Origin of the sequence: Burkholderia sp. HMSC10F09 (genome assembly GCF_001806955.1) — a bacterium.
Lineage (GTDB): Bacteria > Pseudomonadota > Gammaproteobacteria > Burkholderiales > Burkholderiaceae > Burkholderia > Burkholderia multivorans.
In genome coordinates, this window is sequence record NZ_KV786875.1 from 40263 (window position 1) to 63077 (window position 22815).

The following is a 22815-nucleotide window of genomic DNA, read 5'->3' on the forward strand; positions in this document are numbered from 1 at the left end:
GTGCGTTTTGTACTCAGTCACGGGCTCCAACACCCAAGCGCGGGGCAAACTGCACGGTCTCGTCTGGCTACCACCAGACTTTACCGTACTGGTCAGTACTGAACATACAAGCGCGACGTTCGGCCTCGCATTCGCGTGCATGGCGGCGATCGTCACCGCAGCAAGGACGCCGTACCTCACCGAGACTGCGTGGGCCGTCGCCGCGTTCTGGATACTCGCGTCCATCGGTTCCTTCATCACCGTGCGCCTCAGCGCGCGACGCGGCACCTTGTCGATACTGAGAGAGGAATTGCAGCGCGACGTTCGGGCTATCAGGGAGAGTCTGGGATGAAGGCACGAGCGTCGGCCGATGCGCCGGAATCGCAGCGACGTGCGCTGCTCGCGCGGATGGCGGCGACGCGGGCTGAACTGTCCGCGTCGAACCACGTCGTCGGAATGACGGGGCGGATTTCCGGCAGCAGCAATGCAGGGCATGCTCCGATGCCGCTGCCGAGCCTCGGCGGATCGACCGGCGCGGCGATCGCGGTAGTGCTGGCGAGCTTCGCGGTTCTGGGGCCGCGGCGCTTCTCGCGACAATCGTTCGTGCCGGCCTCGTTTCGCTGATCGGACGCATGGCGCGCGACGTCGTGGCGAAGTGAATGGCGCACACTCACGCCAGACAAAGAAAAAGGGGTTACACGCTTTTGCATGTAACCCCTTGATTCCTTTGGTCGGAGCGAAAGGATTCGAACCTTCGACCCTCTGATCCCAAATCAGATGCGCTACCAGGCTGCGCTACGCTCCGACGAATCGGCGATTCTATCGTCGAACGACGCACCGGGTCAATCAAATCGTGCAAGCGGTCGTCGTCGCGATGGAATCCCGTACAGGCGCTAAAGTACCGGCAGGACCGCACGATCCGCGATTCCCGCACAACGGCACCACCGATCGAAGGAGCGCAACGATGATGAACCTGATCCTATGGCGCCACGCCGAAGCCGAAGATTACGCCGCGAACGACCTCGCGCGGCAGCTCACCACACGCGGCCGCAAGGACGCGCAGACGATGGCGCGCTGGCTGCGCGGCCGGCTCGAGACGAATAGCGTGATCCTCGCGAGCCCGGCTGCGCGCACCGTGCAAACCGTCGAGGCGCTAACCGACCAGTACCGGACCGTCGACGCGCTCGCGCCAGACGCGAGCGTCGACGACGTGCTCGCCGCGGCCGGCTGGCCGGACGGCATCGCGCCGACGGTCATGATCGTCGGCCACCAGCCGACGCTCGGCAGCGTCGCGGCGCGGCTGATCGCGGACAGCGACGACAGCTGGAGCATCAAGAAGGGCGGAATCGTCTGGATCGCCAGCCGCTCGCGCGGCGGCGACCGCCAGGCGATCTTGCGCGCGGTGCTGTCGCCGGAACTCGTTTGAAGGGTTAGATCATACGGTTCTGCAAGCTTTCTGCTAAAGTCAATTCGGCGACACGTCATTGAACGGACACGGTCGTGCCACATAACGGTCATGGCTGGTTACTACATTGGCGGGCATGTCGTCCTCTTCCTTACGACCAGGAAAGCCTAATGCGAGAACTGCCGACGCCTACGCTCCCTTTTGCCTCGCTTCCCCTCGATTCGACGCGGCGCCATCTGCCGCGCGCTGCTGAAACCGTCACATCGGAGTACCGCCTGCGCGCCGCGTGGGCGCGCACGGAAGACGAACTGCGCGAAGCCCAGCGCCTGCGCTACAGCGTGTTCGCCGAAGAAATGGGCGCGCAGGTCAGCGGGCCCGCCGGTCTCGACGTCGACCCGTTCGACGCGTACTGCGACCATCTGCTGGTGCGCGATCTCGACACGCTGAAGGTCGTCGGCACGTATCGCGTGCTGCCGCCGCACGAGGCGGCCCGTGTCGGCCGCCTGTACGCGGAGGGCGAGTTCGATCTGTCGCGTCTCACGCACCTGCGCGGCAAGATGGTCGAAGTCGGCCGCTCGTGCGTGCACAGCGACTACCGCAGCGGCGCCGTGATCATGGCGCTGTGGGGCGGTCTCGGCGCGTACATGATGCAGAACGGCTACGAGACGATGCTCGGCTGCGCCAGCGTGTCGATGGCCGACGGCGGCCACTACGCGGCGAATCTCTACCAGTCGCTGCCGGCCAGCGCGCTGACCGCAACGGAATATCGCGCGTTCCCGCACACGCCGCTGCCGGTTGACGAACTGCAGACGGGCACCGTCGTCGCGCCGCCGCCGCTGATCAAGGGGTACCTGCGCCTCGGTGCGAAGATCTGCGGCGCGCCCGCATGGGATCCCGACTTCAACTGCGCGGATTTCCTGACGCTGTTCCGACTGTCCGACATCAACGCGCGCTACGCGCGGCATTTCCTCGGCTGAGCGGACGACTCACGCGACGCTCGTCACGGGCGAGCGGGCGCGGACAAACGAACGCCGTCGCGCGGCAATGGCCCGCGTGACGGCGTTCGTTTGTCGGTACGTAAGGCCGTAGGATCCGGCCCCTTTCTAAAGCGCACACAAACGGCGCGCACCGCGCGACGAAAGCGCGGAAGCGTTCCGCCGGCGCGGCGGACGGATCGGCGTGGCGGCTAGCCTAGTGCTTGCGCCGCCAGTCCAGCAGATGGTGTTCGGCCATCCAGTGATGGATCATCCCTTCGCCGCCGTGGCTGCGCTTGTATTCGCGCGATTCGAAATACGACAGCGCGGCAAGGACCATCAAGCCGATGAGCAGGCCGATCAGGCCGGCAATTTCTTCAGAGGACATGGCAGCCTCCTTTCTACGGCACAGCGCCATGGCTACATAGTAGGACATCGTGCGCGCGACCCGTAGGCCGGAAATCCGCTAGACTCGGCGGTCCGGCGCGCAGCGGGCGCGCCGCTTTCCGGAGTCGACCCGATGATCCGTTTTGCGCTGGCCGTGCTGGCCGCGTCGCTGCTTGCCGGTTGCGCAAGCGATCCCCGTCAGGCCCGTCGCGGGCATCCTCCGGCCGATCCGGTCGACTATCACGGCGTGCCGACGGACATGACGCCGCCGTCGATGCTCGGCGAACCGCCGCCGCCCGCCGCGCAGTGACCGGTCAGGACGCGGCCGCTGCGACGTGCGCGTCGCCGCCGATCTTGCGCGTCAGCGCGGGCAGGTAGCGGGCGAGCGTCACGCCCCGCGCGGCCATGAACAGGAGCAGCGCGAACCAGAGGCCGTGGTTGCCGAACGTGCCGACGGCCGCGAACGTCGCCGCGACGAAAGTCGCGAACGACACGATCATCGCGCGCATCAGCGATTGCGTCTGCGTAGCGCCGATGAAGACGCCGTCGAGCAGGAACCCCCACACCGATACGATCGGCGACAGCGCAGCCCAGGGCAGATAGCGCAGCGCGACGGCGCGGATCTCGGCCTGATCGGTCAGGCGCGCGACGATCCAGCCGCCGGCCGCCCAGTAGACGAGCGCGAACAGCAGCGCGCCGAGCACGGACCAGAACAGCGTGATGCGCACTGCCTGCCGGAACGCCGCGCGATCGCGCGCGCCGGCTGCCGCGCCGACGAGCGCTTCGGCCGCGTGCGCGAAACCGTCGAGGCCGTACGCCATGAAGGTCTGGAAGTTCAGCAGCAGCGCATTGGCCGCGAGCGTCGCGTCGCCCTGTTTCGCGCCGAGATGCGCGAACCAGCCGAATGCGCCGAGCAGGCACAGCGTGCGCAGAAAGATGTCGCGGTTCAGCGCGACGAGGCGCTTGAGCGCCGCGCGATCGGCGAGGGCGCGCGCGGCGAGCGGCGGCAGCCCGCGCGGCCGCAGCTGCCACAGCAGCCAGGCGCCGAGCGCGAACCCGCAGGTGTCGGCGGTCGCCGTCGCGGCACCGATGCCCGCGATACCCCAGCCGAATCCGTACACGTAGAGCAGCACCGCGCCGATGTTCACTGCGTTGATGAACACCTGCGCGACGAGCGCGAGCCGCACGCGCTGCACGCCGAGCAGATAGCCGAGCACGACATAGTTGGCGAGCGCGAACGGCGCGCTCCAGATGCGCGCATGGCTGTAGGCGAGCGCCGTCGTCTGCACGGCGTCGCTGCCGCCGAGCGCGCGCAGCGCGAACGACAGCAGCGGCACCTGCAGCGCGAGCACCGCGGCGCCGAGCGCGAACGCGACGATCAGCGCGCGCAGCAGGTTCAGCCGGATGCCGTCGGTGTCGCCGGCGCCGTGCGCCTGCGCGACGAGCCCGGTGGTGCCCATCCGCAGGAAGCCGAAGCCCCAGAACACGAAGTTGAAGAACAGGCCGCCGAGCGCGACGCCGCCGAGATACTGCGCGCCGTCGAGGTGGCCGGCGACGGCCGTGTCGACCGCGCCGAGGATCGGCTGCGTCAGATTCGCGAGAACAATGGGAAACGCGAGCGCGAGCACGCGCCGGTGCGAGACGGCCGTGCCGCGCGGTAAAGCGGAATCGGACATGGCGGACGCGTCAGGCGCGTTCCTGCACGCACACCCACGGCGACACGACGACCGCCCACAGTTCCGGGTTGCGCGCCGCGTAGTCGCTGGCGGTTTCGGCCGGCATGCGCGCGACGAGCCCGGCCGACAGCCAGCGCGAGACCTGATCGGTGTCGTCGCCGGCGATCGCTTCGGCGACGCTGACGAGATCGAGATCGCGCGCGACGGCGAGCAGCTTGCCCTGCGCGAAGAAGCGCTCGAGATCGCACCAGTCGATCTTGGCGGTCTCGCCGAGCAGTTTGGCGTACAGCGGGCTATGCGACGCGCCCGCGGCGGAGTGGTGTTCGGAGGACATCGGATTCTTCGAAAAACTGCGTGTGCGCCACTATAAACCATCCGGCCGGCCGGGCCGTGCGCCGATCACGCGTCACGCAGCGCGCGGCGCACGATCTTGCCGGTCGCCGTCATCGGCAGGCTGTCGACGAACGCGATCGCGCGCGGATATTCGTGCGCGGCAAGCCGCGTGCGCACGTGCGCCTGCAGCGCCTGCACGAGCGCATCGTCGCCGACATGGCCGTCGTTCAGCACGACGAAGGCCTTGACGATCTCGGTGCGCGTCGGATCGGGCACGCCGACGACGGCCGCCATCCGCACGGCAGGATGCGTGAGCAGGCAGTCCTCGATCGGGCCCGGGCCGATCCGGTAGCCGGCGCTCGTGATCACGTCGTCGTCGCGGCCGACGAAGCGCACGAAGCCGTCCTCGTCGATCGCGCCCGTGTCGCCGGTCAGCAGGTAGTCGCCTGCGAACTTGTCGCGCGTCGCGTCCGCGTTGCGCCAGTATTCGATGAACATCACGGGATCGGGGCGACGCACGGCGATATGTCCGTCGACACCGGGCGGCAGCGGCGTGCCGTGCGCGTCGACGATCGCGACCGTGTGACCGGGCACCGCCTTGCCGATCGTGCCGGGCCGTGCCTCGAACAGCGCCGCGCACGACGACAGCACCATATTGCATTCGGTCTGCCCGTAGAACTCGTTGATCGTCACGCCGAGCGCGTCGCGTCCCCATTCGGTGAGCTCGGTGCCGAGCGATTCGCCGCCGCTCGCGACGGATTTCAGCGACAGCGCGTAGCGCTCGCGCGGCCGCTCCACCGCGCGCATCAGCTTCAGCGCGGTGGGCGGGAGGAATGCGTGCGTGACGCCGTGCCGCGCCATCAGCGCGAACGCCGCATCGCCGTCGAATTTCTCGAACCGGCGCGCGAGCACCGGCACGCCGTGATGCCACGACGGCAGCAGCACGTCGAGCAGCCCGCCGATCCACGCCCAGTCGGCAGGCGTCCAGAACAGCCGCGCGTCGCGCGGAAAGCATTGCTGCGACATCTCGACGCCCGGCAGATGGCCGAGCAGCACGCGATGCGCATGCAGCGCGCCTTTCGGCTTGCCGGTCGTGCCCGACGTGTAGATGATCAGCGCCGGATCGTCGGCGGCCGTGTCGGCCGGCGCGAATTCCGGCGATTCGGCCGCGAGTGCCGCGTCGTAGCGCAGCACGCCCGGCGCGTCCGCCGCGTCGGCGCCGATGCAGTAGCAGGTATGCAGCGCCGGCAGCCGATCGCGCAGCGGCGCGATTTTCGCGTAGCCGGCCGCGTCGGTGACGAGCGCGGCCGCTTCGCTGTTCGCGAGACGGTATTCGAGTGCATCGGCGCCGAACAGCGTGAACAGCGGCACCGCGATCGCGCCGAGCTTGTAGGCGGCCAGATGCGCGACGGCCGTTTCCGGGCCCTGCGCGAGAAAGATCGCGATGCGGTCGCCGCGGCGCAGCCCCGCACGCGCGAACGCGTTCGCGAGCCGGTTAGAGGCGTTCCTCAGGTCGTCGAACGTGAAGCGCGCGACGTCGCCGTCCGCGGTTTCGTGAATCAGCGCGAGGCGGCCGCTGCCGTCCGCCCACTTGTCGCATGCGTCCACGCCGATGTTGTAGTGCGCCGGAATCGCCCACCGGAAGCGGGTGAGCAGGTCGTCGTAGCGATCGGCGGCGGGCAGCATCGCAAGTCTCCTCGGCGTGAATCGTCGAATTGGACACGTAGATTACATCGCCTTTTCACGCGCCCGAAACGACAACGGCGTCTGATGTAGGGATTATGCGAACTCGCCGGAGGGCGGCGGTCCAGTGCACGATTCGACAAACGCGCATAAGATCACGACAAAACAGTGATGTGACCATGGATTTGCTTCTGATAGCTGCGGGGTTCAGCCTGATCGGAATCGGCGCACTGGTGGCATTCGCCCGCCATGTCGATCCGCTGTCCGGCCGTTTCACCGGACGTCTGCGCAAACGCTGACTCGACTTGTCCCGATCGCGGACGCGAACGCACGCGATGCGCATTGCATCGCGTACGGGCGGCCGGTGCTCAGCGCGCCGGTAGATAGCGTGCCGGATCGATCGAACGGCCGCCGTAGCGCAGTTCGAAATGCAGCGCGACGCGATCGCTGTCGCTATCGCCCATCTCGGCAATCGTCTGCCCCTGTGCGACCGACTGGCCTTCCTTCACGAGCAGCGCGCGATTGTGCGCGTACGCGGTCAGGTAATCGGCGTTGTGCTTCAGGATGATCAGATTGCCGTAGCCGCGCAAGCCGTTGCCCGCATACACGACGACACCCGGCGCAGCCGCCACCACCGGCGTGCCTGCGCTATTCGCGATGTCGATGCCTTTCGATTTCGCGCCGTCGAAACTGCGGATCACGTTGCCCGGCGCAGGCCAGACGAGCGAGATGCTCGTGGCCGGCTTCACCGCGGATTCGACCGGTGCGGAAGGGGCGGGACGGCTGCGGCCGGCCGTGCCGGTGCCCGTCGTCGACGCGGTCGTCGTGCCGGGCGGCGGCGCGACGCGCAGCACCTGGCCGACTTCGATCGCGTCCGGATTCGAGATCTGGTTCCAGCGGACGATGTTCTGGACGGACTGGCGGTTGGCACGCGCGATCTTGTACAGCGTATCGCCGCGCTCGACGCGGTAGAAACCGGGGCCGACCGGCGCGGAGCCGCACGCGACGAGCAGGGCGGCGCAGCCGGCCGCGATGAGTCGTTTCGTTGTTGTTCCGAACATTGAACCTCGCAAAACGCTGCCGCGCATCACGCGGCAGGCGACACAAAACGTCAGATTTTAACGGGTTCGACCCGCGCGCCGCAGTTTGGGCGGGCGCGAGTGCGTTCGGCAACCGTGCGACGCAGCGTCGCGTCAGCTCGCGCGGGGCAGCACGCGGATGCGCAGCACCGCCGTTTCGGTCGCGCCGGGCGCGAGCATGCGCAGGCCGAAGCCGTTGTGAATCGCGTCCGGCAGGCCGAGCCACGGCTCGACGCAGTAGAAGTCGGATTCGGGCTTTTCCGTCCAGGTCGTGACGGCGTACCACGGGATCGAGCCCGGCACGTCGAGCGCGATCTCGACGACGCGGCCGCGGCCCGGCATGTCGATGCGCACCGGCGTCGACGGCGGCGTGCGGTCGAGGCAGTGGAAGCGGTCATGGATGCGCGGATCGTCGAGCGTGTAGCGCGCGTCGCCTTGCTCCGGGGCGCTGATCGAGCCGTCGGCGAGTTGTTCGCGGCGGTGCGTCGGCGGCAGTTCGAGCGTCGTCGTCGCGCGCTCGCCGTGCGGCAGCGCGAAATAGAAGTGATGGCCCGCGTAGTACGGCAGCGGCGTGCTGCCGCGGTTGGTCGTCGTCAGCGCGACGTCTAGCGTGTGCGCATCGGCGAGCCGGTAGGTCGCTTCGAAGCGGAAATCGAACGGATAGGCGGCGCGCGACGCTGCATCCGCTTCGAGCGTCATCGCGATCGCGGCGCCGTCGGCAGACGGCTGCGCGGCGAACGGCAGATCGCGCGCGAAGCCGTGCATCGGCAGATCGCGCACGACGCCGGCCGCATCGCGCCAGCGGCCCAGTTCGCCGTCGACGCGATGGCGGCCGAGGAACGGGAACAGCAGCGGATTGCCGCCGCGCACGCGCGCGAGCTGGCTCCAGTCGGCGGTGTCGGGCCAGAAGATGACGGGCTCGCCGTCAAGCTCCCACGACAGCAGGCGGCCGCCGAATTGCGGTGCGACGCGGACGACGGATGGACCGGCATGAAGTTCGTGAATCTCGTGTTGCTGGAAGATGGGCATGGCGGATCGAAATGGACGAATGAACGGACGCCGCGACGGCGCGTGACATTATCGGGCGCCCGCGCGACCGGGAAAACCCTTCTCGGGGAAATTGCGAGTTTTTCACAAAGTCCGGTTTCTGGATAATTTCGATACACCGGTGAGATTGCCGGGTCATGACACTTCGAGGAGGCGCCATGGATCTGGCAATGGCAATGGGCATCGCACTGTTCGGCATGTTCACCGGCAGCACCGTTCTGTTTTTCTATCAGCTCGGGCGCTGATCGAGATCCGACCGAGATTTCTTTCGAATCTGAAAGGCCCGCCATGCAATTGGCGGGCCTTTTGCTTTCCAGAGACTTACAAAATGCAAGCGTTTGTGTGCATTGCCGCCCCAAGCGGCCAAATGCCTTGGCGCAGTCATTATCGCTCGGCATAATCGGGGCGCGTTTTCCCGGACGCGCACTGCAGCGTCCGTCATTTCTTCCCGCTCCATCTCCACTGAAAGGACCGACGCGTGAGTCTCTGGTTTCTGGTTTTCCTGAGCGTCCTGCAAGGCGTGACCGAACTCTTCCCCGTCAGCAGTCTCGGCCATACGTTGCTCGTGCCGGCGCTGTTCGGCATGCATATCGACAAGCACGCGCCGCAATTGCTGCCGTTTCTCGTTGCGCTGCATCTGGGCACCGCGCTCGCGCTGCTGTGGTATTTCCGCGCGCGCTGGATCGCGCTGATCGGCGGGTTCTTCGCGCACCTCGGCGGGCGCAAGAACGACGACGGGCATCTGATGTGGGCGCTGATCATCGGCACGATCCCGACGGGCATCGTCGGGCTGCTGCTCGAGAAGCGCATCGAACGCGTGTTCCACGATCTGCGGATCGTTGCGATCGCACTGATCGTCAACGGCGTGCTGCTGTGGATCGGCGATCGCATTCAGCGCAGCCGCGCGCATCGGGCGCCCGAGAAGCTGACGTTCAAGCAGGCGTTTTTCGTCGGTCTCGCGCAGATCGGTGCGCTGATTCCGGGCTTTTCGCGCAGTGGCCTGACGATGATCGCCGGCAACGCGGCCGGCTTGACTGCGGAGAAGGCCGCGGAATTCTCGTTCCTGCTCGGCACGCCGATCATCTTCGCGGCGGGCGTGCTCGAACTGCCGAAGCTGTTCCATGCGCGCGACCAGCTCGCCGACGCGTTGCTCGGCGGCGTGCTGACCGCGATTGCGGCCTATCTGAGCGTGCGATTCCTGATGCGCTATTTCGAAGGGCGCGGCCGGCTCGCGGCGTTCGGCGTGTATTGCGTGATCGCGGGGCTGTTCTGCTTCGGATGGTTCATGCTGCATGGGCAGCCGGTGTGATGCCGCGACGCCGATCGCGCTCGATATTGCGCGGTGATCGGGTATAATTTCGGGCTCGGCTTCATGCCGGGCCCGTTTTGTTTCGGGGCGTCGAATGGAGGGTGTCGGTCATTCGGGGCTTCGGGCGAATGCGGTCCGTGTCGCGAGCCGTGTCATTTTTCCATCGACCGCCCTTAGCTCAGTTGGATAGAGCAACGGCCTTCTAAGCCGTAGGCCGCAGGTTCGAATCCTGCAGGGCGGGCCAATACAGTCAGTGTCTTGGCTGATATTTTCAAATTCCCCATTTTCTCCAGGCGTGCTCGTGTAGGCATGCGTGTACGTATTTGTGGTCAACGCGGATCGCAACCAATCCATGTGAACCGCTGCTCTCAGGTACAAACGCTTGCAATGCCGAGCCGGTTGCGCCTCTGATTGCTAAAGGGCCATGACAGTACAAGAGCGGAAAGTCTGCCCGTTGCCCCGCAACGCTGCCGATCGTGCTGCCCGCCTTGAAGGCACGAGTGCGCGTGTCGATACGCGGGGACAGACAACGCGGACAGCGGATTGCTGAATTGGGTGACGACGGCGCGGTGGTCTTTGCCGGCGCCGGATCGGCTTGTCCGGCTCGCGCGTCAACGATTCAATCGCATTGTTGCAAGTCGTGGCGAGCCTCGGTCCTAGGGGGTGCATAGGCGCGTTCTTCGCGCTGACTGAACGGCGGATGGCTATCGCCCGATTCGGCCCTGGCCTCATGTGCGGCGTGGACAGCGGGATTGGGATACGGCGCGAAAGCCTTCCGTTCATCGAATTTATCGACGTCGACGAAACGGGGGCCGGCCAGCACTGTGAGCTCGCGGGGGAGCGAACGGGGCGTGTCGACGTGTCGGCCGGTCCTTGGTGGCAAGCCAATAGAAACCCACCGCGAACATGGCGACGAGCGCAAGGCTCAGCCTGATTAGCGCATAGGTAGGGGAATTAGAGATCACGGAAACTCCTGAATGAAGTGCGTCGATGCGGAAATGCATCGACGGAGTAGCCGTAGCTGGCCGTGCTCAGAAAGGTGATATGTGGTTGAAGGAAAGTTGATTATCGTTTGTGCGCCAATTCGCCCTCGCACTTCTGTTAGGGATTTTTGAGATGATGGGTGAGGTAATATTCGCCCGGATTGCCATTACAATGGCGCCCATAGTTGCGGACGACGCAATATGCAACTCGCCACGGTCGGGGTAGCCGGGGCGAGCGCCCGTGTTGGAGCTTCGGCGCGAACGACTGTTTCAAGCGGGCAACGATTGACGTTCTTTGACGTTGACTTTCTACGTTTCAGTTAGATTCCAGCGATATTCGATGCCGTGAGAGCGGATCGAAACAAAAAATCGCGAGTAGACCAAAAATCATGAACAAGAACCAATATCGGCTGGTGTACAGCCGCGTGCGCGGTATGCTGGTTGCAGTCGAAGAGACGGCCGGCAGGACGGGGAAAACAAATACGGGCGAGACTCGCCGTGCCGCAAAGCGGGGCGGCGGGCATCCGGCAGCGGCCTTCGCATTGCGTGTCGCCGCGTTCGGCGCGCTGGTCGCAGCCGGCGCAAATCCGATCTGGGCGAATGCACAAATCGTTGGTGCCGGGCCTCAGGCGCCCGCAGTAGTGCAGACACCCAACGGCTTGCCGCAAGTCAACATCAACAAGCCGAGCGCTGCTGGCGTGTCGCTGAACACGTATAGCCAGTTCGACGTTCAGAAGAACGGTGCGATCCTGAACAACGCGTCGACGATCGTCAACACGCAGCAGGCCGGCTATATCAACGGCAACCCGAACTTGAGTGCGGGGCAGGCGGCGCGCATCATCGTCAACCAGGTCAACAGCACGGCGGCTAGCCAGATCAAGGGATATGTGGAGATCGCGGGCAGCCGTGCGGAGGTCGTGCTGGCCAACCCAGCGGGTATCGTCGTGGACGGTGGCGGGTTCATCAATACCTCGCGCGCGGTCTTGACAACTGGCGTGCCGCAATTTGGCGCGGACGGGTCGTTGACAGGCTTCAATGTCAATCGCGGCCTCGTGACCGTGCAAGGCGCGGGGCTCGATGCGTCCACGGTCGATCAGACCGACATCATCGCCCGTGCTGTACAGGCTAATGCCGCGATCTATGCGAAGAACCTGAATGTAATCGCCGGTACGAACCAGGTTAATCACGACACGCTTGCCGCGACGCAGATCGCCGGTGACGGTCCCGCTCCTGCCGTCGCGATTGACGTGGCTCAGTTAGGCGGGATGTATGCCAATAGGGTGTTTCTGGTTGGCAACTCCGCAGGCGTGGGTGTCGCGAACGCAGGGACGATCGCGGCGCAGGCAGGCGATTTGACGTTGCAATCGGACGGCCGGCTCGTGCTCGCGGGCAAGACCACGGCAAGCGGCAACCTCGCGATGTCGGCCTCGGGCGGCATCCAGAATAGCGGTACCACGTATGCGCAGCAATCGTTGTCGGCGAACACTGCGGCCGATCTGACGAACAGCGGGACGCTCGCGGCGCAGCAGAATGCGACGGTCAATGCCGGCAGCATCAACTCGACCGGCACGCTCGGCGCGGGTGTGAACAACGACGGTTCGGTCGCGCACAGCGGAGACCTGAACCTGACCGCGTCGGGCCAACTGACCGCGACCGGCCAAAATGTAGCGGGCGGTAACGCATCGCTGACGGGCGGCAGTGTGAATCTCGCCGGCAGCCAGATCGCCGCGAACGGCAATCTGTCGCTGAACGCGACGGCCGGCGACGTGAATCTGTCGAACGCGACGACGAGCGCGCAAGGCGCCATTCAGGCGAACGCATCGGGCACCGTGATCAACGACCACGGCAGCCTGTCGAGCGGCAGCAGCACGACGCTGACCGGCGGCAACCTGTCGAACCAGGGGGGCAAGGTGTCGTCGCAGGGACAGCTGTCGGTCAACGTCGCAGGCCAGATCGCCAACCAGTCCGGCGAACTGGTATCCGAAAGCACGGTGGCCGTGCGTGGCGGAGCCATCGCGAACAACCGAGGGACCATCCAGAGCGCAGCCGGTATGACGATAGCCGGCGCGTCGCTGGACAACACGGCGGGCCGGATCACATCGCTCAACAGCGATGGCCTGACAGTGACGACCGGCGGTGAGTTGACCAATGCGGCAGGCACGACCGCGAACGGCGCACAGGGCGGCGTCATTGGTGGCAATGGCGACGTCACCGTGCAAGGCGGCAATGTCGCGAACCACGGCAGGATCACATCCAATGCAAACCTGCAGGTCTCCGGGCAATCGGTCGCCAATGCCAATGGCGTTTTGCAGGCCGCACAGAAGGTGGCGGTCGATGCGGGCACGCGCCTGACCAACAATGGCGGTTCGATCGCCGGCCAGACCGCCACATTGACGGGCACGACCCTCGACAATAGTCGCGGCGCCGTGCAGGCCACGCAACTGTCATTCAACGCGACCGACCTTGTGAACCACGGCGGCACTATTACGCAGACTGGCACGGCCGCGATGAGCGCGAACGTGTCCGGCACGCTCGACAATTCAAACGGCGGTACGTTGCAAAGCAACAGTACCGACCTGTTGCTCGGGGCGGCGGCCATCGTCAACGACGGCGGCACGATTACGCATGCCGGCAACGGGACGTTGACCATCGATAACGGGACGGGCCGAGTGTCGAATGTGGGCGGTACCGTCATCAGCAATGGACGTGTCGCGGCTCGAACCGGAACGCTGAACAATGCGGCTGGCGTGATCAGCAGCCAGACCGGCTTGGCGGCTACCGTCGGCAGCACACTCGACAACACCGGAGGCAAGCTGCTGTCCAATGCCGACCTCGACATCGCGGGCGGTACGCTGAAAAACGACGGCGGGCGGATCAGCGCGAATACGAATGCGTCGATCGAGAACCGATCGATGACGAACAGCGGCGGGTCGATCGCCGCTTCGACGCTGAGCATGAGTGCGAGCGAACTGCTCGACAACAGTCGAGGCACGCTGGAGGCGAATCAGCTCGCATTGACCGCGCCGAATCTGAGGAACCATAACGGGACGATCACGCAGTATGGCGCGTCGGCGACGAACGTCGATGTCAGCGACACGATCGACAATTCGGCGGGCGGCGTGATCCAGACCCGCAGTACCGACCTGACGCTGTCTCCTGCGACGCTGATCAACGATGGCGGCACGATCACGCATGTCGGGACGGGCACGCTGACGCTCGGCAATGGGGCGAACGCGATCAGCAATGCGGGCGGGAAGATCGTCGGCAATGGCCGGATCGACGCCCGGTCGGCGACCTTCGACAACACGGCAGGTTCGATCACTGCACAGAACGGCTTGACGGCGGAAGTCAGCGGAACGCTGAACAACGCGAGCGGTAAATTGTTGTCCAGTACGGACCTCGGCGTGACCGCCGGTATGCTCGTCAACGACGCCGGACAAATCGGTGCGAGCGCGAATGCGACGATTCAGGCCGCGACGATGACGAATAAGCAAGGGTCGATCGTCGCACCGAATCTCGTTGTGGACGCAAGCAACCTGCTCGATAACAGCCAAGGCAGGCTGGAGGCAAACCAGCTTGCGTTGACCGCGGCGAACCTGACGAACCATAGCGGCTCGATTACCCAATACGGAACGTCGGCGATGGCCGTCGACGTCAGCGGCACACTCGACAACTCGTCGGCTGGCGTGATCCAGACCAACAGTACCGACCTCACGCTCAAGCCTGGCGCGCTGAACAATGCGGGCGGAACGATCACGCATGCCGGTACCGGTACGCTGACGATCGCGCCGGGCAATGGAGCGAACGCGCTGAACAATGCGTCGGGCACCATCGTAACGAAGGGACAGGCCGTCGTCAGCGCGGGTAGCTGGAACAACGCGAACGGGATCCTCGCCGCGCAACACGGTGTGAACGCGACGATCGGCGGCGACGTGAACAACACGCAGGGTCTGCTGCGCTCCACCGCGTCACTATCGCTGACGGCGGGCGGCGCAATATCCAACCGCGGCGGCCACATGCAGGCGGGCCAGTCGACGGCGGGCGACACGAGTACGCTCGACCTTCGGTCGGCGTCGCTCGACAACGCGGACGGCGCGATCGTCGATCTCGGTGCGGGCCGAATGAACGTCCAGGGTGGGGCCTGGATCGCGAACAGCCATGCCGGCAACGTATCGGGCATGGGTGCAATCACCGGCAACGGCGATGTCACCATCGGCGCTGCATCGATCAGTAACACGCAAGGCGGTCAGCTCAGCGGCGGGTCGCTGCATGTGAACGCAAACGCCATTGACAACAGCGGCGGCGCGATCGGCAATGTCGCGAACACGAGCGGCGACGTGGACGTGGCGACAGGCGGTGCGATCACGAACACGAACGGCCGTGTCAGTTCGACGCGCAATCTGACGATGTCGGCGGCGACGCTGCTGGGCGGTGGTGCATACAGTGCGACGCGCGATGTGAATGTGAATCTGCAGGGCGACTATGTTTCGACTTCCGACACACAGTTCAACGTCGCTCACGATCTCACGTTCACGTTGCCCGGCACCTTCACGAACTACGCGAACCTGCAGTCGGTGAACAACCTGAGCGTCAATGCAGGCAACGTCGTGAACGTCGGCGCGCTGACGGCAGGTGGACTGTTGCGGACGCAATCAGCGAATCTGTTCAATACAGGTGCGCTCGTCGGCGCCAGCACGTCGCTCAACGCAACAGATACTGTTTCGAACGTTGGTCCGACCGCGCTGATCGGCGCGTCGGATACCAACGGCACGCTCGAGATTCTCGCGCGCGACATCGAAAACCGGGACGATACGTCGTCCGCCGACACGATGGCGACGACTGCCATTTTCGGCATGGGTAAAGTCGTACTGGCCGGCGGCAAGGACGCGGCGGGCAATTACACGAATGCGGCGGTGGTCAACAACGCGTCGGCGCTGGTCCAGTCCGGCGGCGACATGGAGCTGCATGCGGATCGTGTTACGAACACGCGTCGCCAGATGCAGACATCGGGCGCGACCACGAGCATCGACCCTGCCGTGCTGGAGCAACTGGGCATCAGTATGTCGGGCTGTGTGGCCATTCACATGGAGGCTTGCAGCGGCCAGGACGTTGGGGGAGTCCGATTGACGCCGGATCCAGCCCATCCGGACTACGATCCGGCGCCGATTATCGCCCAACTGCAGGCTCAGCCCGGTGGCGTCTATACGATCCCGCCGGGCGGCGGGCAATGGAACAGCAGCTATCAATACACGACGTATACCGGCACGGCAGTCGCGAACACGATTACGGCGCTGAGTGCTGCCGGTCAGATCGTCTCCGGCGGCAGCATCAATGCGACCACGGTCGGGAACCTCCAGAACTACTGGAGCCACATCACGGCCGTGGGGAACGTCGACATGCCGCAGCATTACGACGGCGATGGCTGGGCGGCTTCCGGTCAGCAGGCGCCGGCCGTGACCGTCACGTATTCGGGCTACTACCACTACAACAACTACGACAACACCGAGCACAACTGGACGCTGCCGTTCGGCGACATGCCGTTCGTCGGCAGCCGTCCCGGCGGCTACACCCAGGCGGCGCCGGCCGATGTCAAGAAGTATGCGATTGCCGGTTACGACTCGACGTTGGGCTCCAACGGCACGATCTCGGGCACGGGCGTCAGCATCAATAACACGGCGGGCAATGCATCGATTCCGTCGCTCGGCTTGCTTCCCGGCCAGGAAGTGCCGGGTCTGACGTTTGGAAGCTTGAGCGGCAATGCCGCCGTGTCGAAAACGTCGGGCGGCATGGTGACGGGGCAGGTGTCAGGTGCCGGCGCGAAAGGCGCGAGCGTGACGGGCAAGCCCGTTCAGCCGGTCAGCCCGATCATCGCGAGCGCGACGGCGCAAAACGTGTTGAACAATCTCGCGATTCCACAGGGCGGGTTGTACAGGCCGAACCCGTCGCCGAACGCGAGCTATGTGATCGAGACGAACCCGGCGTTCACGAATCAGAAGACCTTCCTGTCGAGCGACTACTTTTTCAATCAGATCGGCGTCGATCTGACGCACATCCCGAAGCGCCTCGGTGACGGGTTCTACGAACAGCAGCTCGTCAGAAACGAGGTGACGGCGCTCACGGGCAAGGCCGTGCTCGGCCCGTATACCGACTTGCAGACGATGTACCAGTCGCTGATGGCGGCCGGGGCCGATCTGGCGAAATCGCTGGATTTGCCGGTCGGCGCGAGCCTGTCCGCCGATCAGGTATCGAAGCTGACGGGCAACGTGATCATGATGGAGACGCGGGTGGTCGACGGCCAGTCGGTGCTCGTGCCGGTCGTGTATCTCGCGCAGGCGAATCAGCAGAACGTCAACGGTCCGCTGATCACCGCTACCGACATCGATCTGAAGGACGCGCAGAACTTCACGAACAGCGGCACGGTGAAGGCCGACAACACGCTGTCGATCCAGGGCAAGCAGATCGACAACGCGTTCGGCGCGCTGCAAAGCGGCGGACTCATGTCGTTGACGACGGACGGCCAGGTCGATTTGACGTCGGCCAAGGTGAAGGCTGGAAGCCTGAATCTGGATGCCGGCGGCGACCTGGTTCTGAACACCGCGACGAACACCAGTACCCAGGTAAGTCGCGACGGTGCGACCAGCGTCAAGACGACGCTCGGACCGGTCGCGCAGCTCGATGTCGTCGGCGATGCATCGATCAAGACCGGCGGAAACTTCCAGCAGAATGCGGGCAGCCTGACGGTCGGCGGCAATCTCGGCATGAACGTCGGCGGTAACTGGGATCTCGGTGCGGTGCAGACCGGCGAGCACAAGATCGTGCAGCGTGCGAATGGCGTGTCGAACACGGATCTCAATAGCGTTGTCGGGAGTTCGGTGAAGGTGGGTGGGCAGTCTAACGTCGTAGTCGGCGGCGACCTGACGGCGAAGGGGGCGCAGATCGACCTTGGCCAAGGGGGGACGATTGCCGCCAAGGGCAATGTGATGCTAGGAACGGCGAGTTCGACATCGACGGTGAACGCGAACAGCTCGGGCGACGACGGCAGTCGAAGCTATGCGGAGACGCTGCATTCATCGAGCCAGACGCTGGCAGGCACGACGCTGACCGCTGGCAACTCGATCAATATCGTGTCAGGCAAGGACATTACGCTAAGCGGCAGTGCGATCAGCCTGGAGAAGGGCAATGCAAATCTGCTGGCGGTGGGCGATGTGAATGTGGGCGCGGCGACCGAGGCACGCGAATACAACTCGCACGAAACGCACAGCCACAGCAACGTCGTCAGCGGTTCGAAGGTTGCGAGCGGGATCGATCAGACTGCGAGCTATAGCGTGGGCAGCTCGATTTCCGCGGATGGCGTCACGGTCAAGAGCGGGCGGGACATCAACGTGACGGGCAGCAATATCGTCGGCACGAACGATGTGCTGCTGTCGGCCGCGCGGGACGTCAACATCAAGACCTCGCAGGACACGGTTCAATCGTCGACCTACTACGAGAAAAAGGAATCCGGCTTGCTGTCGAACGGTGGCATGTCGGTGACGGTTGGCTCGCGGTCCATGACGGATCGTCAACAATCCGCAACCGTGACGAACAATGCAAGCTCAATCGGTTCGCTCGACGGGAACCTGTCGATAGCGGCCGGTAACAATGTAAACGGTACAGCGGCGATTCTGCATGCCGGTAACGATGTCGATATTACGGGCAAAGGTGTCAGGCTAGATTCCGCGTATGACACGATGAGCCAGGCCGAGCAACAGCAATACCGCCAAGCCGGTGTGACGGTGGGCTTGTCGAGCCCGGTGATCGCGCTGGCGCAAACTGGCAAACAGATGATTGAGGCGGCCGGAAAGACCAAAGGCGATGCGCGCCTGACGGCACTGGCTGCAGTGACAACCGGTCTTGCCGCGAAAAACACCTACGATGCAACGGGTGGAGGCGATCCGGCGACAACCGCGAAGTCTGTCGGCATCAATATTTCCCTCGGCGCGAGCAAGAGCGATAACCAATCGCAGGCGCTGGCAAGTACGGCGGTCGGCAGTACGGTATCGGTAGGCCGGAATGTATCGATCACGGCGACGGGCGCAGGTGCGAACAGCGACATTGATGTGATCGGCAGCACGATTTCGGCGGGCAATGACACGAAGCTGAAGGCGGACGGCAAGGTGAACCTGCAAGCTGCCGAGAGTACGAGCAGTCTGCATTCAACCAACAGTGGCGGCAGTTTTGGCGTGGGTGTATCGATTGGTTTCGGCCAGCAGAATGGTATTGCGTTCACAGCCGGCGTGGCAGGCAATCGGGGTAACGCCAACGGCGATTCGACCACATGGTCGAATACGCACGTGACGGCCGGCAATACGCTGACGATCGAATCGGGCGGCGATACGAATCTCAAGGGCGCCGTTGCGTCCGGTAAGCAAGTCATCGCCGATGTGGGCGGCAATCTGAATATCGAGAGCCTGCAGAATACCGACCACTACGACTCCAAGCAGCAAAGTGCTGGCGTGTCGGTCAGCGTATGCGTCCCGCCGATTTGCGCCGGGTCGTCCAGCGTCTCAGGCAACATTAGTCAGCAGAAGATGCACAGTGACTACGCGGCGGTTGCTGAGCAGTCAGGCATCAAGGCCGGCGATGCCGGTTATCAGGTCGATGTAAAGGGCAACACCGACCTCAAGGGCGGAGTGATCGCGAGTAGCGACAAGTCTGTTCAGGACGGCGTGAACAGCTTGACGACTGCGACGCTCACGTATAGCGATATTCAGAATCACGCATCGTACGATGCATCGTCGGTCGGGATTTCGGGTGGCTACGGCGGCACGATCGGGAAGAATCAGAAAGGCACGGCGGACAACGTCAATCCCGTCGCTGGCACGGATCTTCCGAATCGTGGCGGATTGTCGGCCACACCTCCCATTGCGTTGAGCGCTTCGGATGACGCGAGTTCGACCACGCGTAGCGGGATCAGTGGTGGCTCGATCAAGATTACCGACAACGCCAAGCAACAACAGCTCACCGGGAAGACCGCCGATGAGACGGTTGCTAGCGTCAATCGTGATACGTCCAACACAGGCGGCGCTCTTGCGCCGATTTTCGACAAGGACAAAATTCAGGCCGGATTCGACATCACGAGCCAGTTCATCAATCAGGTTGGTACGTTTGTAGACAACCGGATGAAGGAAGCGGATGCCGCGCGAAAGGCGTCGAAGAATCTTGATTTGACGCCTGAACAACGTGCTGCTGCGGAACAGAAAGCGGACCAGCTGATGGCGGATTGGGGACCGGGAGGAAGCTATCGTCAGGTGTTGTCTGCCTTGACGGCTGCTGCGGGCGGTAACGTCACAGGCAGCACTGGGCAATTTGTTCAGGCAGGCATTGTGAATTACCTGCAGCAGCAGGGCGCGGCCTATATCGGTGACCTTGTCAAGGAGGGAGCGGTAACGGAAGGGAGTCCGCTACATGCGGCAATGCATGCGATCGTTGCATGTGCGGGAGCGGCAGCGAGCAGCCAGAGCTGCGGTGCTGGCGCAATGAGCGCAGCCTCGGCCAGCCTGTTGAGCAATTTGTTCGCCGACAGTCCGAACGAAACTGCAACTGAGAAACAGGCCAAGGGTAACCTTATTTCAAGCATCGTCGCAGGTGTTGCCGCCGTCGGCGGTGTAAGCGCGACGACTGCGACCACGGCTGCCCAAACGGAAGTCGAAAACAACTTCCTCACTCAACCGCAGCAGACGGCACGTGCGTTGGCGAAGGTCAGCTGTTCGACGGCTGCGGACCCGAGCGCATGCCAGCAGAAGGTGCAACAGCGGTACGCCAAGCTTTGGGAAGATAACGAAGCAAAAGCGAAGAGCTGCGCGAGCGCGGACGCTTGTAAGGCTGCATTGACTGATCTTCGACAGCAGCAAGTCGAATACTCGGCTCGAGAAAATCAACTGCAACAAAAGCTTCGGGATACCGGTGGCTTGTCGGCCGCAGAGACGGACGAGCTGCTCAATCTTAAGGCAGCCGACACAAACTTGATGTCTTTACGCACGTCGGCACTTCAGAGCTACACTCGCTATGCGGGGATGGATGCGCTCAAGTCTCTGCAAGGGTCGCAATTGATTGCTGAGCTAGGCATCGGCGCTGCGCCCGGCATTGGCGCGGGAGCCGCGGGGGCACTGACCTCAGTGGGCGCCGGCGCTCTTCGTACGATCAAAGTCGTTTCTGGTGGGAAATCCAACTGGAATGCTGAACTGAATAATCCGAAGCCCAATACGGTCTATAACGTTGACGATTCGAAGGTATATCAAACTGATTCCCTAGCACGGGTAACTCGAGTCGATGGTGACCTGTCCTTGTTGACAAAGGATAGAAATGGTTACCAACAGGTCAAGGCGGGGCGTGAAGGAGATAGTGGAGATGATGGCGGTCATTTGATCGCGACCATATTGAACGGGCCTGGAGAGAAGCTAAACATAGTTCCAATGGATTCAAACTTGAATCGCGGAGCATGGAAGCAATTGGAGAATAGTTGGGCCGACGCGCTGAGTGCGGGAAAGCAAGTGAAGGTTTCGATCGAACCGCAATACCAAGGTGATAGTCGAAGACCTGAAGGGTTTAACATCACGTACGTAGTAGGCAATGGTCGACCGGCGCAGCAGTATTTTAGGAATTCGCCTGGAGGAAGGTAATGGACAGCCGAGATGTTGATATATGTAAAGAGATTGGCCAGCTGCTTTATGACGCCGCTCCGGCGGGATCGCATTCGATCGTTATGCGAGCGCAACTCGCGGACGACGACGATCAGGCGCAATTCGAGTTTGATGCCATCGCGAAGAATGGAGATTCTTCATGGTTTTTGGGTAGTGCTAGTCTTAACAGTAGGTTATTGGAATTGTTAGTTGAGCATCGTCGATTTTTCGTCTCGCAAAATCAACCAAAATGGAAATTGTTCATCCTTGTTGTTGATGTGGATAAAGGAAGATTTTCATTGGAATTGAAATACGACTAAGAATAGAAGGCCCGTATAGGTTGTATGGAGATTAGGCAGAATCAGGGATAGATGGAAAATGAAGATAATGAAGGGGCTGCCGACGCTGTCGATCACAACGTTGATGTCGGTTGCTGTGTCGGCTCAGCAGGTCCCGATGCCTGCTGATCAGGCCGCCGCCGCGCGGGCGAACGCGGCGCAGGATCGGCAGGCACAGCAGCAACGCGACGCGCAGCAACGCGACGCGGCGGTGCGCGCGCCTTCAATTCGTTCTGAATTGCCGCGCAATGAAGCATATCCAGCACTTCCCACCGAAGCGCCATGTTTTCCTATCGACCGCTTCACGCTCGACGTTCCGGCCTCGTTGCCCGACTCAGCGAAGGCCGAAGGCGCATCCGCCTTACCGATGGATCGCTTTGCGTTCGCCCGGGAATGGCTGGACCACTACGCTGGTCAATGCGTTGGCAAACAAGGTATTGACGTACTGATCAAGGGGCTGTCACAGGCAATTCTGGCAAGAGGTTATGTCACTACGCGGGTGCTCGTTCCAGAGCAGGACTTATCGACCGGTACGCTCAAACTTTCGCTGATCCCCGGCATGATCCGCTACGTCCGCTTCGCCGACGAAAAGCTCCGCGGCACCTGGAAGACTGCCTTCCCGAACGGCGACGGCGAACTGCTGAACCTGCGCGACCTTGAGCAGGGCCTCGAGCAGATGAAGCGCGTGACGAGCCAGGACGTGTCGATGCAGATCGTGCCGGCCGACGTACCGGGCGAAAGCGCCGTCGTGCTCGACGTGAAGCGCGGCAAGCCCTGGACGGTTGTAGCATCGATCGACAACTCGGGGACGCGCGCGACCGGCAAGCTGCAAGGCAATCTGTCGCTCGGCATCGACAATCCGCTCGGGCTGAACGACATTTTCAACATCGGCGTGAGCCAAGACCTTGAATTCGGAGACAAGCGCCTAGGTTCGCACGGCTGGAACGGTTTCTATTCGATC

15 protein-coding genes and 2 tRNA genes are annotated in these 22815 nt (G+C 63.4%); 9 read left to right on the forward strand and 8 right to left on the reverse strand.

Features of this window, described 5'->3' with window-relative positions; translation table 11 throughout:
- Positions 1–311: 311 nt before the first annotated feature.
- Together HMPREF3115_RS31725 and HMPREF3115_RS24405 are read right to left on the reverse strand one after the other, a co-directional pair.
- A complete protein-coding gene (locus HMPREF3115_RS31725) occupies positions 312–689 on the reverse strand; it encodes a hypothetical protein (protein WP_175835777.1) in 378 nt (125 codons plus the stop codon).
- Between the two features lie 18 nt (positions 690–707).
- Positions 708–784, reverse strand: a tRNA-Pro gene (locus HMPREF3115_RS24405).
- Positions 785–943: 159 nt separating this feature from the next.
- Between HMPREF3115_RS24405 and HMPREF3115_RS24410 the strand changes: the two genes are divergently transcribed.
- Positions 944–1405: a SixA phosphatase family protein gene (locus tag HMPREF3115_RS24410; RefSeq protein ID WP_006401004.1), complete on the forward strand. Its 462-nt coding sequence runs from the start codon at positions 944–946 to the stop codon at positions 1403–1405.
- A 149-nt stretch (positions 1406–1554) separates the two neighbouring features.
- A complete protein-coding gene (locus tag HMPREF3115_RS24415; RefSeq protein WP_006401003.1) occupies positions 1555–2361 on the forward strand; it encodes a GNAT family N-acetyltransferase in 807 nt (268 codons plus the stop codon).
- A 214-nt stretch (positions 2362–2575) separates the two neighbouring features.
- On the opposite strand, the gene HMPREF3115_RS31730 is transcribed toward HMPREF3115_RS24415, so the two are convergent.
- Entirely contained in the window at positions 2576–2746 is a 171-nt protein-coding gene (locus HMPREF3115_RS31730) for a hypothetical protein (protein WP_006401002.1), read from the reverse strand.
- Between the two features lie 132 nt (positions 2747–2878).
- Here HMPREF3115_RS31730 and HMPREF3115_RS31735 point away from each other — a divergent pair, with 132 nt between their 5' ends.
- Positions 2879–3055, forward strand: coding sequence for a hypothetical protein (locus tag HMPREF3115_RS31735; RefSeq protein ID WP_175773793.1), 177 nt, complete (start codon positions 2879–2881; stop codon positions 3053–3055).
- A 4-nt stretch (positions 3056–3059) separates the two neighbouring features.
- On the opposite strand, the gene HMPREF3115_RS24420 is transcribed toward HMPREF3115_RS31735, so the two are convergent.
- The 5 genes from HMPREF3115_RS24420 to HMPREF3115_RS24440 form a co-directional block, all read right to left on the reverse strand.
- The gene (locus tag HMPREF3115_RS24420) at positions 3060–4421 is read right to left on the reverse strand and encodes an MATE family efflux transporter (RefSeq protein WP_070556442.1); all 1362 of its coding nucleotides are present in this window, start codon (positions 4419–4421) and stop codon (positions 3060–3062) included.
- Between the two features lie 10 nt (positions 4422–4431).
- Complete coding sequence (locus HMPREF3115_RS24425; protein ID WP_006405071.1) at positions 4432–4755, reverse strand: DUF2288 domain-containing protein; 324 nt, start codon at positions 4753–4755, stop codon at positions 4432–4434.
- A gap of 65 nt (positions 4756–4820) precedes the next feature.
- A complete protein-coding gene (locus HMPREF3115_RS24430) occupies positions 4821–6440 on the reverse strand; it encodes an acyl-CoA synthetase (RefSeq protein WP_059938668.1) in 1620 nt (539 codons plus the stop codon).
- A gap of 365 nt (positions 6441–6805) precedes the next feature.
- Positions 6806–7498 (reverse strand): peptidoglycan DD-metalloendopeptidase family protein, encoded by a 693-nt coding sequence (locus HMPREF3115_RS24435; protein ID WP_006400996.1) that lies wholly within the window; start codon positions 7496–7498, stop codon positions 6806–6808.
- Positions 7499–7630: 132 nt separating this feature from the next.
- On the reverse strand, positions 7631–8545 hold the full coding sequence (locus HMPREF3115_RS24440; protein WP_070556444.1) for an aldose epimerase family protein: 915 nt from the start codon (positions 8543–8545) through the stop codon (positions 7631–7633).
- Positions 8546–8700: 155 nt separating this feature from the next.
- Between HMPREF3115_RS24440 and HMPREF3115_RS32030 the strand changes: the two genes are divergently transcribed.
- From HMPREF3115_RS32030 to HMPREF3115_RS32745, 6 genes are all read left to right on the forward strand, one after another.
- Entirely contained in the window at positions 8701–8808 is a 108-nt protein-coding gene (locus HMPREF3115_RS32030) for a UDP pyrophosphate phosphatase (protein WP_190972317.1), read from the forward strand.
- A 233-nt stretch (positions 8809–9041) separates the two neighbouring features.
- Entirely contained in the window at positions 9042–9872 is an 831-nt protein-coding gene (locus HMPREF3115_RS24445; protein WP_006400994.1) for an undecaprenyl-diphosphate phosphatase, read from the forward strand.
- A gap of 167 nt (positions 9873–10039) precedes the next feature.
- Positions 10040–10116, forward strand: a tRNA-Arg gene (locus HMPREF3115_RS24450).
- Between the two features lie 1128 nt (positions 10117–11244).
- Complete coding sequence (locus HMPREF3115_RS24455; protein ID WP_070556446.1) at positions 11245–21516, forward strand: hemagglutinin repeat-containing protein; 10272 nt, start codon at positions 11245–11247, stop codon at positions 21514–21516.
- Complete coding sequence (locus HMPREF3115_RS30155; protein WP_080559133.1) at positions 21516–21836, forward strand: hypothetical protein; 321 nt, start codon at positions 21516–21518, stop codon at positions 21834–21836. Before HMPREF3115_RS24455 ends, HMPREF3115_RS30155 begins: the two co-directional genes overlap by 1 nt.
- 67 nt (positions 21837–21903) lie before the next feature.
- Positions 21904–22815, forward strand: a 912-nt coding sequence (locus tag HMPREF3115_RS32745) for a ShlB/FhaC/HecB family hemolysin secretion/activation protein (RefSeq protein WP_371089507.1), incomplete at its 3' end; no start/stop codon positions are given.

Excerpts from the sequence above, each read along its gene's own strand:
- HMPREF3115_RS24415 (WP_006401003.1), top strand. The coding sequence starts at position 1,555 with ATGCGAGAACTGCCGACGCCTACGCTCCCTTTTGCCTCGCTTCCCCTC.
- HMPREF3115_RS24430 (WP_059938668.1), bottom strand. The coding sequence starts at position 6,440 with ATGCTGCCCGCCGCCGATCGCTACGACGACCTGCTCACCCGCTTCCGG.
- HMPREF3115_RS24435 (WP_006400996.1), bottom strand. The coding sequence starts at position 7,498 with ATGTTCGGAACAACAACGAAACGACTCATCGCGGCCGGCTGCGCCGCC.
- HMPREF3115_RS24425 (WP_006405071.1), bottom strand. The coding sequence starts at position 4,755 with ATGTCCTCCGAACACCACTCCGCCGCGGGCGCGTCGCATAGCCCGCTG.
- HMPREF3115_RS30155 (WP_080559133.1), top strand. The coding sequence starts at position 21,516 with ATGGACAGCCGAGATGTTGATATATGTAAAGAGATTGGCCAGCTGCTT.
- HMPREF3115_RS32030 (WP_190972317.1), top strand. The coding sequence starts at position 8,701 with ATGACACTTCGAGGAGGCGCCATGGATCTGGCAATGGCAATGGGCATC.
- HMPREF3115_RS24455 (WP_070556446.1), top strand. The coding sequence starts at position 11,245 with ATGAACAAGAACCAATATCGGCTGGTGTACAGCCGCGTGCGCGGTATG.
- HMPREF3115_RS31735 (WP_175773793.1), top strand. The coding sequence starts at position 2,879 with ATGATCCGTTTTGCGCTGGCCGTGCTGGCCGCGTCGCTGCTTGCCGGT.
- HMPREF3115_RS24420 (WP_070556442.1), bottom strand. The coding sequence starts at position 4,421 with ATGTCCGATTCCGCTTTACCGCGCGGCACGGCCGTCTCGCACCGGCGC.
- HMPREF3115_RS24410 (WP_006401004.1), top strand. The coding sequence starts at position 944 with ATGATGAACCTGATCCTATGGCGCCACGCCGAAGCCGAAGATTACGCC.
- HMPREF3115_RS31725 (WP_175835777.1), bottom strand. The coding sequence starts at position 689 with ATGCAAAAGCGTGTAACCCCTTTTTCTTTGTCTGGCGTGAGTGTGCGC.
- HMPREF3115_RS24440 (WP_070556444.1), bottom strand. The coding sequence starts at position 8,545 with ATGCCCATCTTCCAGCAACACGAGATTCACGAACTTCATGCCGGTCCA.
- HMPREF3115_RS31730 (WP_006401002.1), bottom strand. The coding sequence starts at position 2,746 with ATGTCCTCTGAAGAAATTGCCGGCCTGATCGGCCTGCTCATCGGCTTG.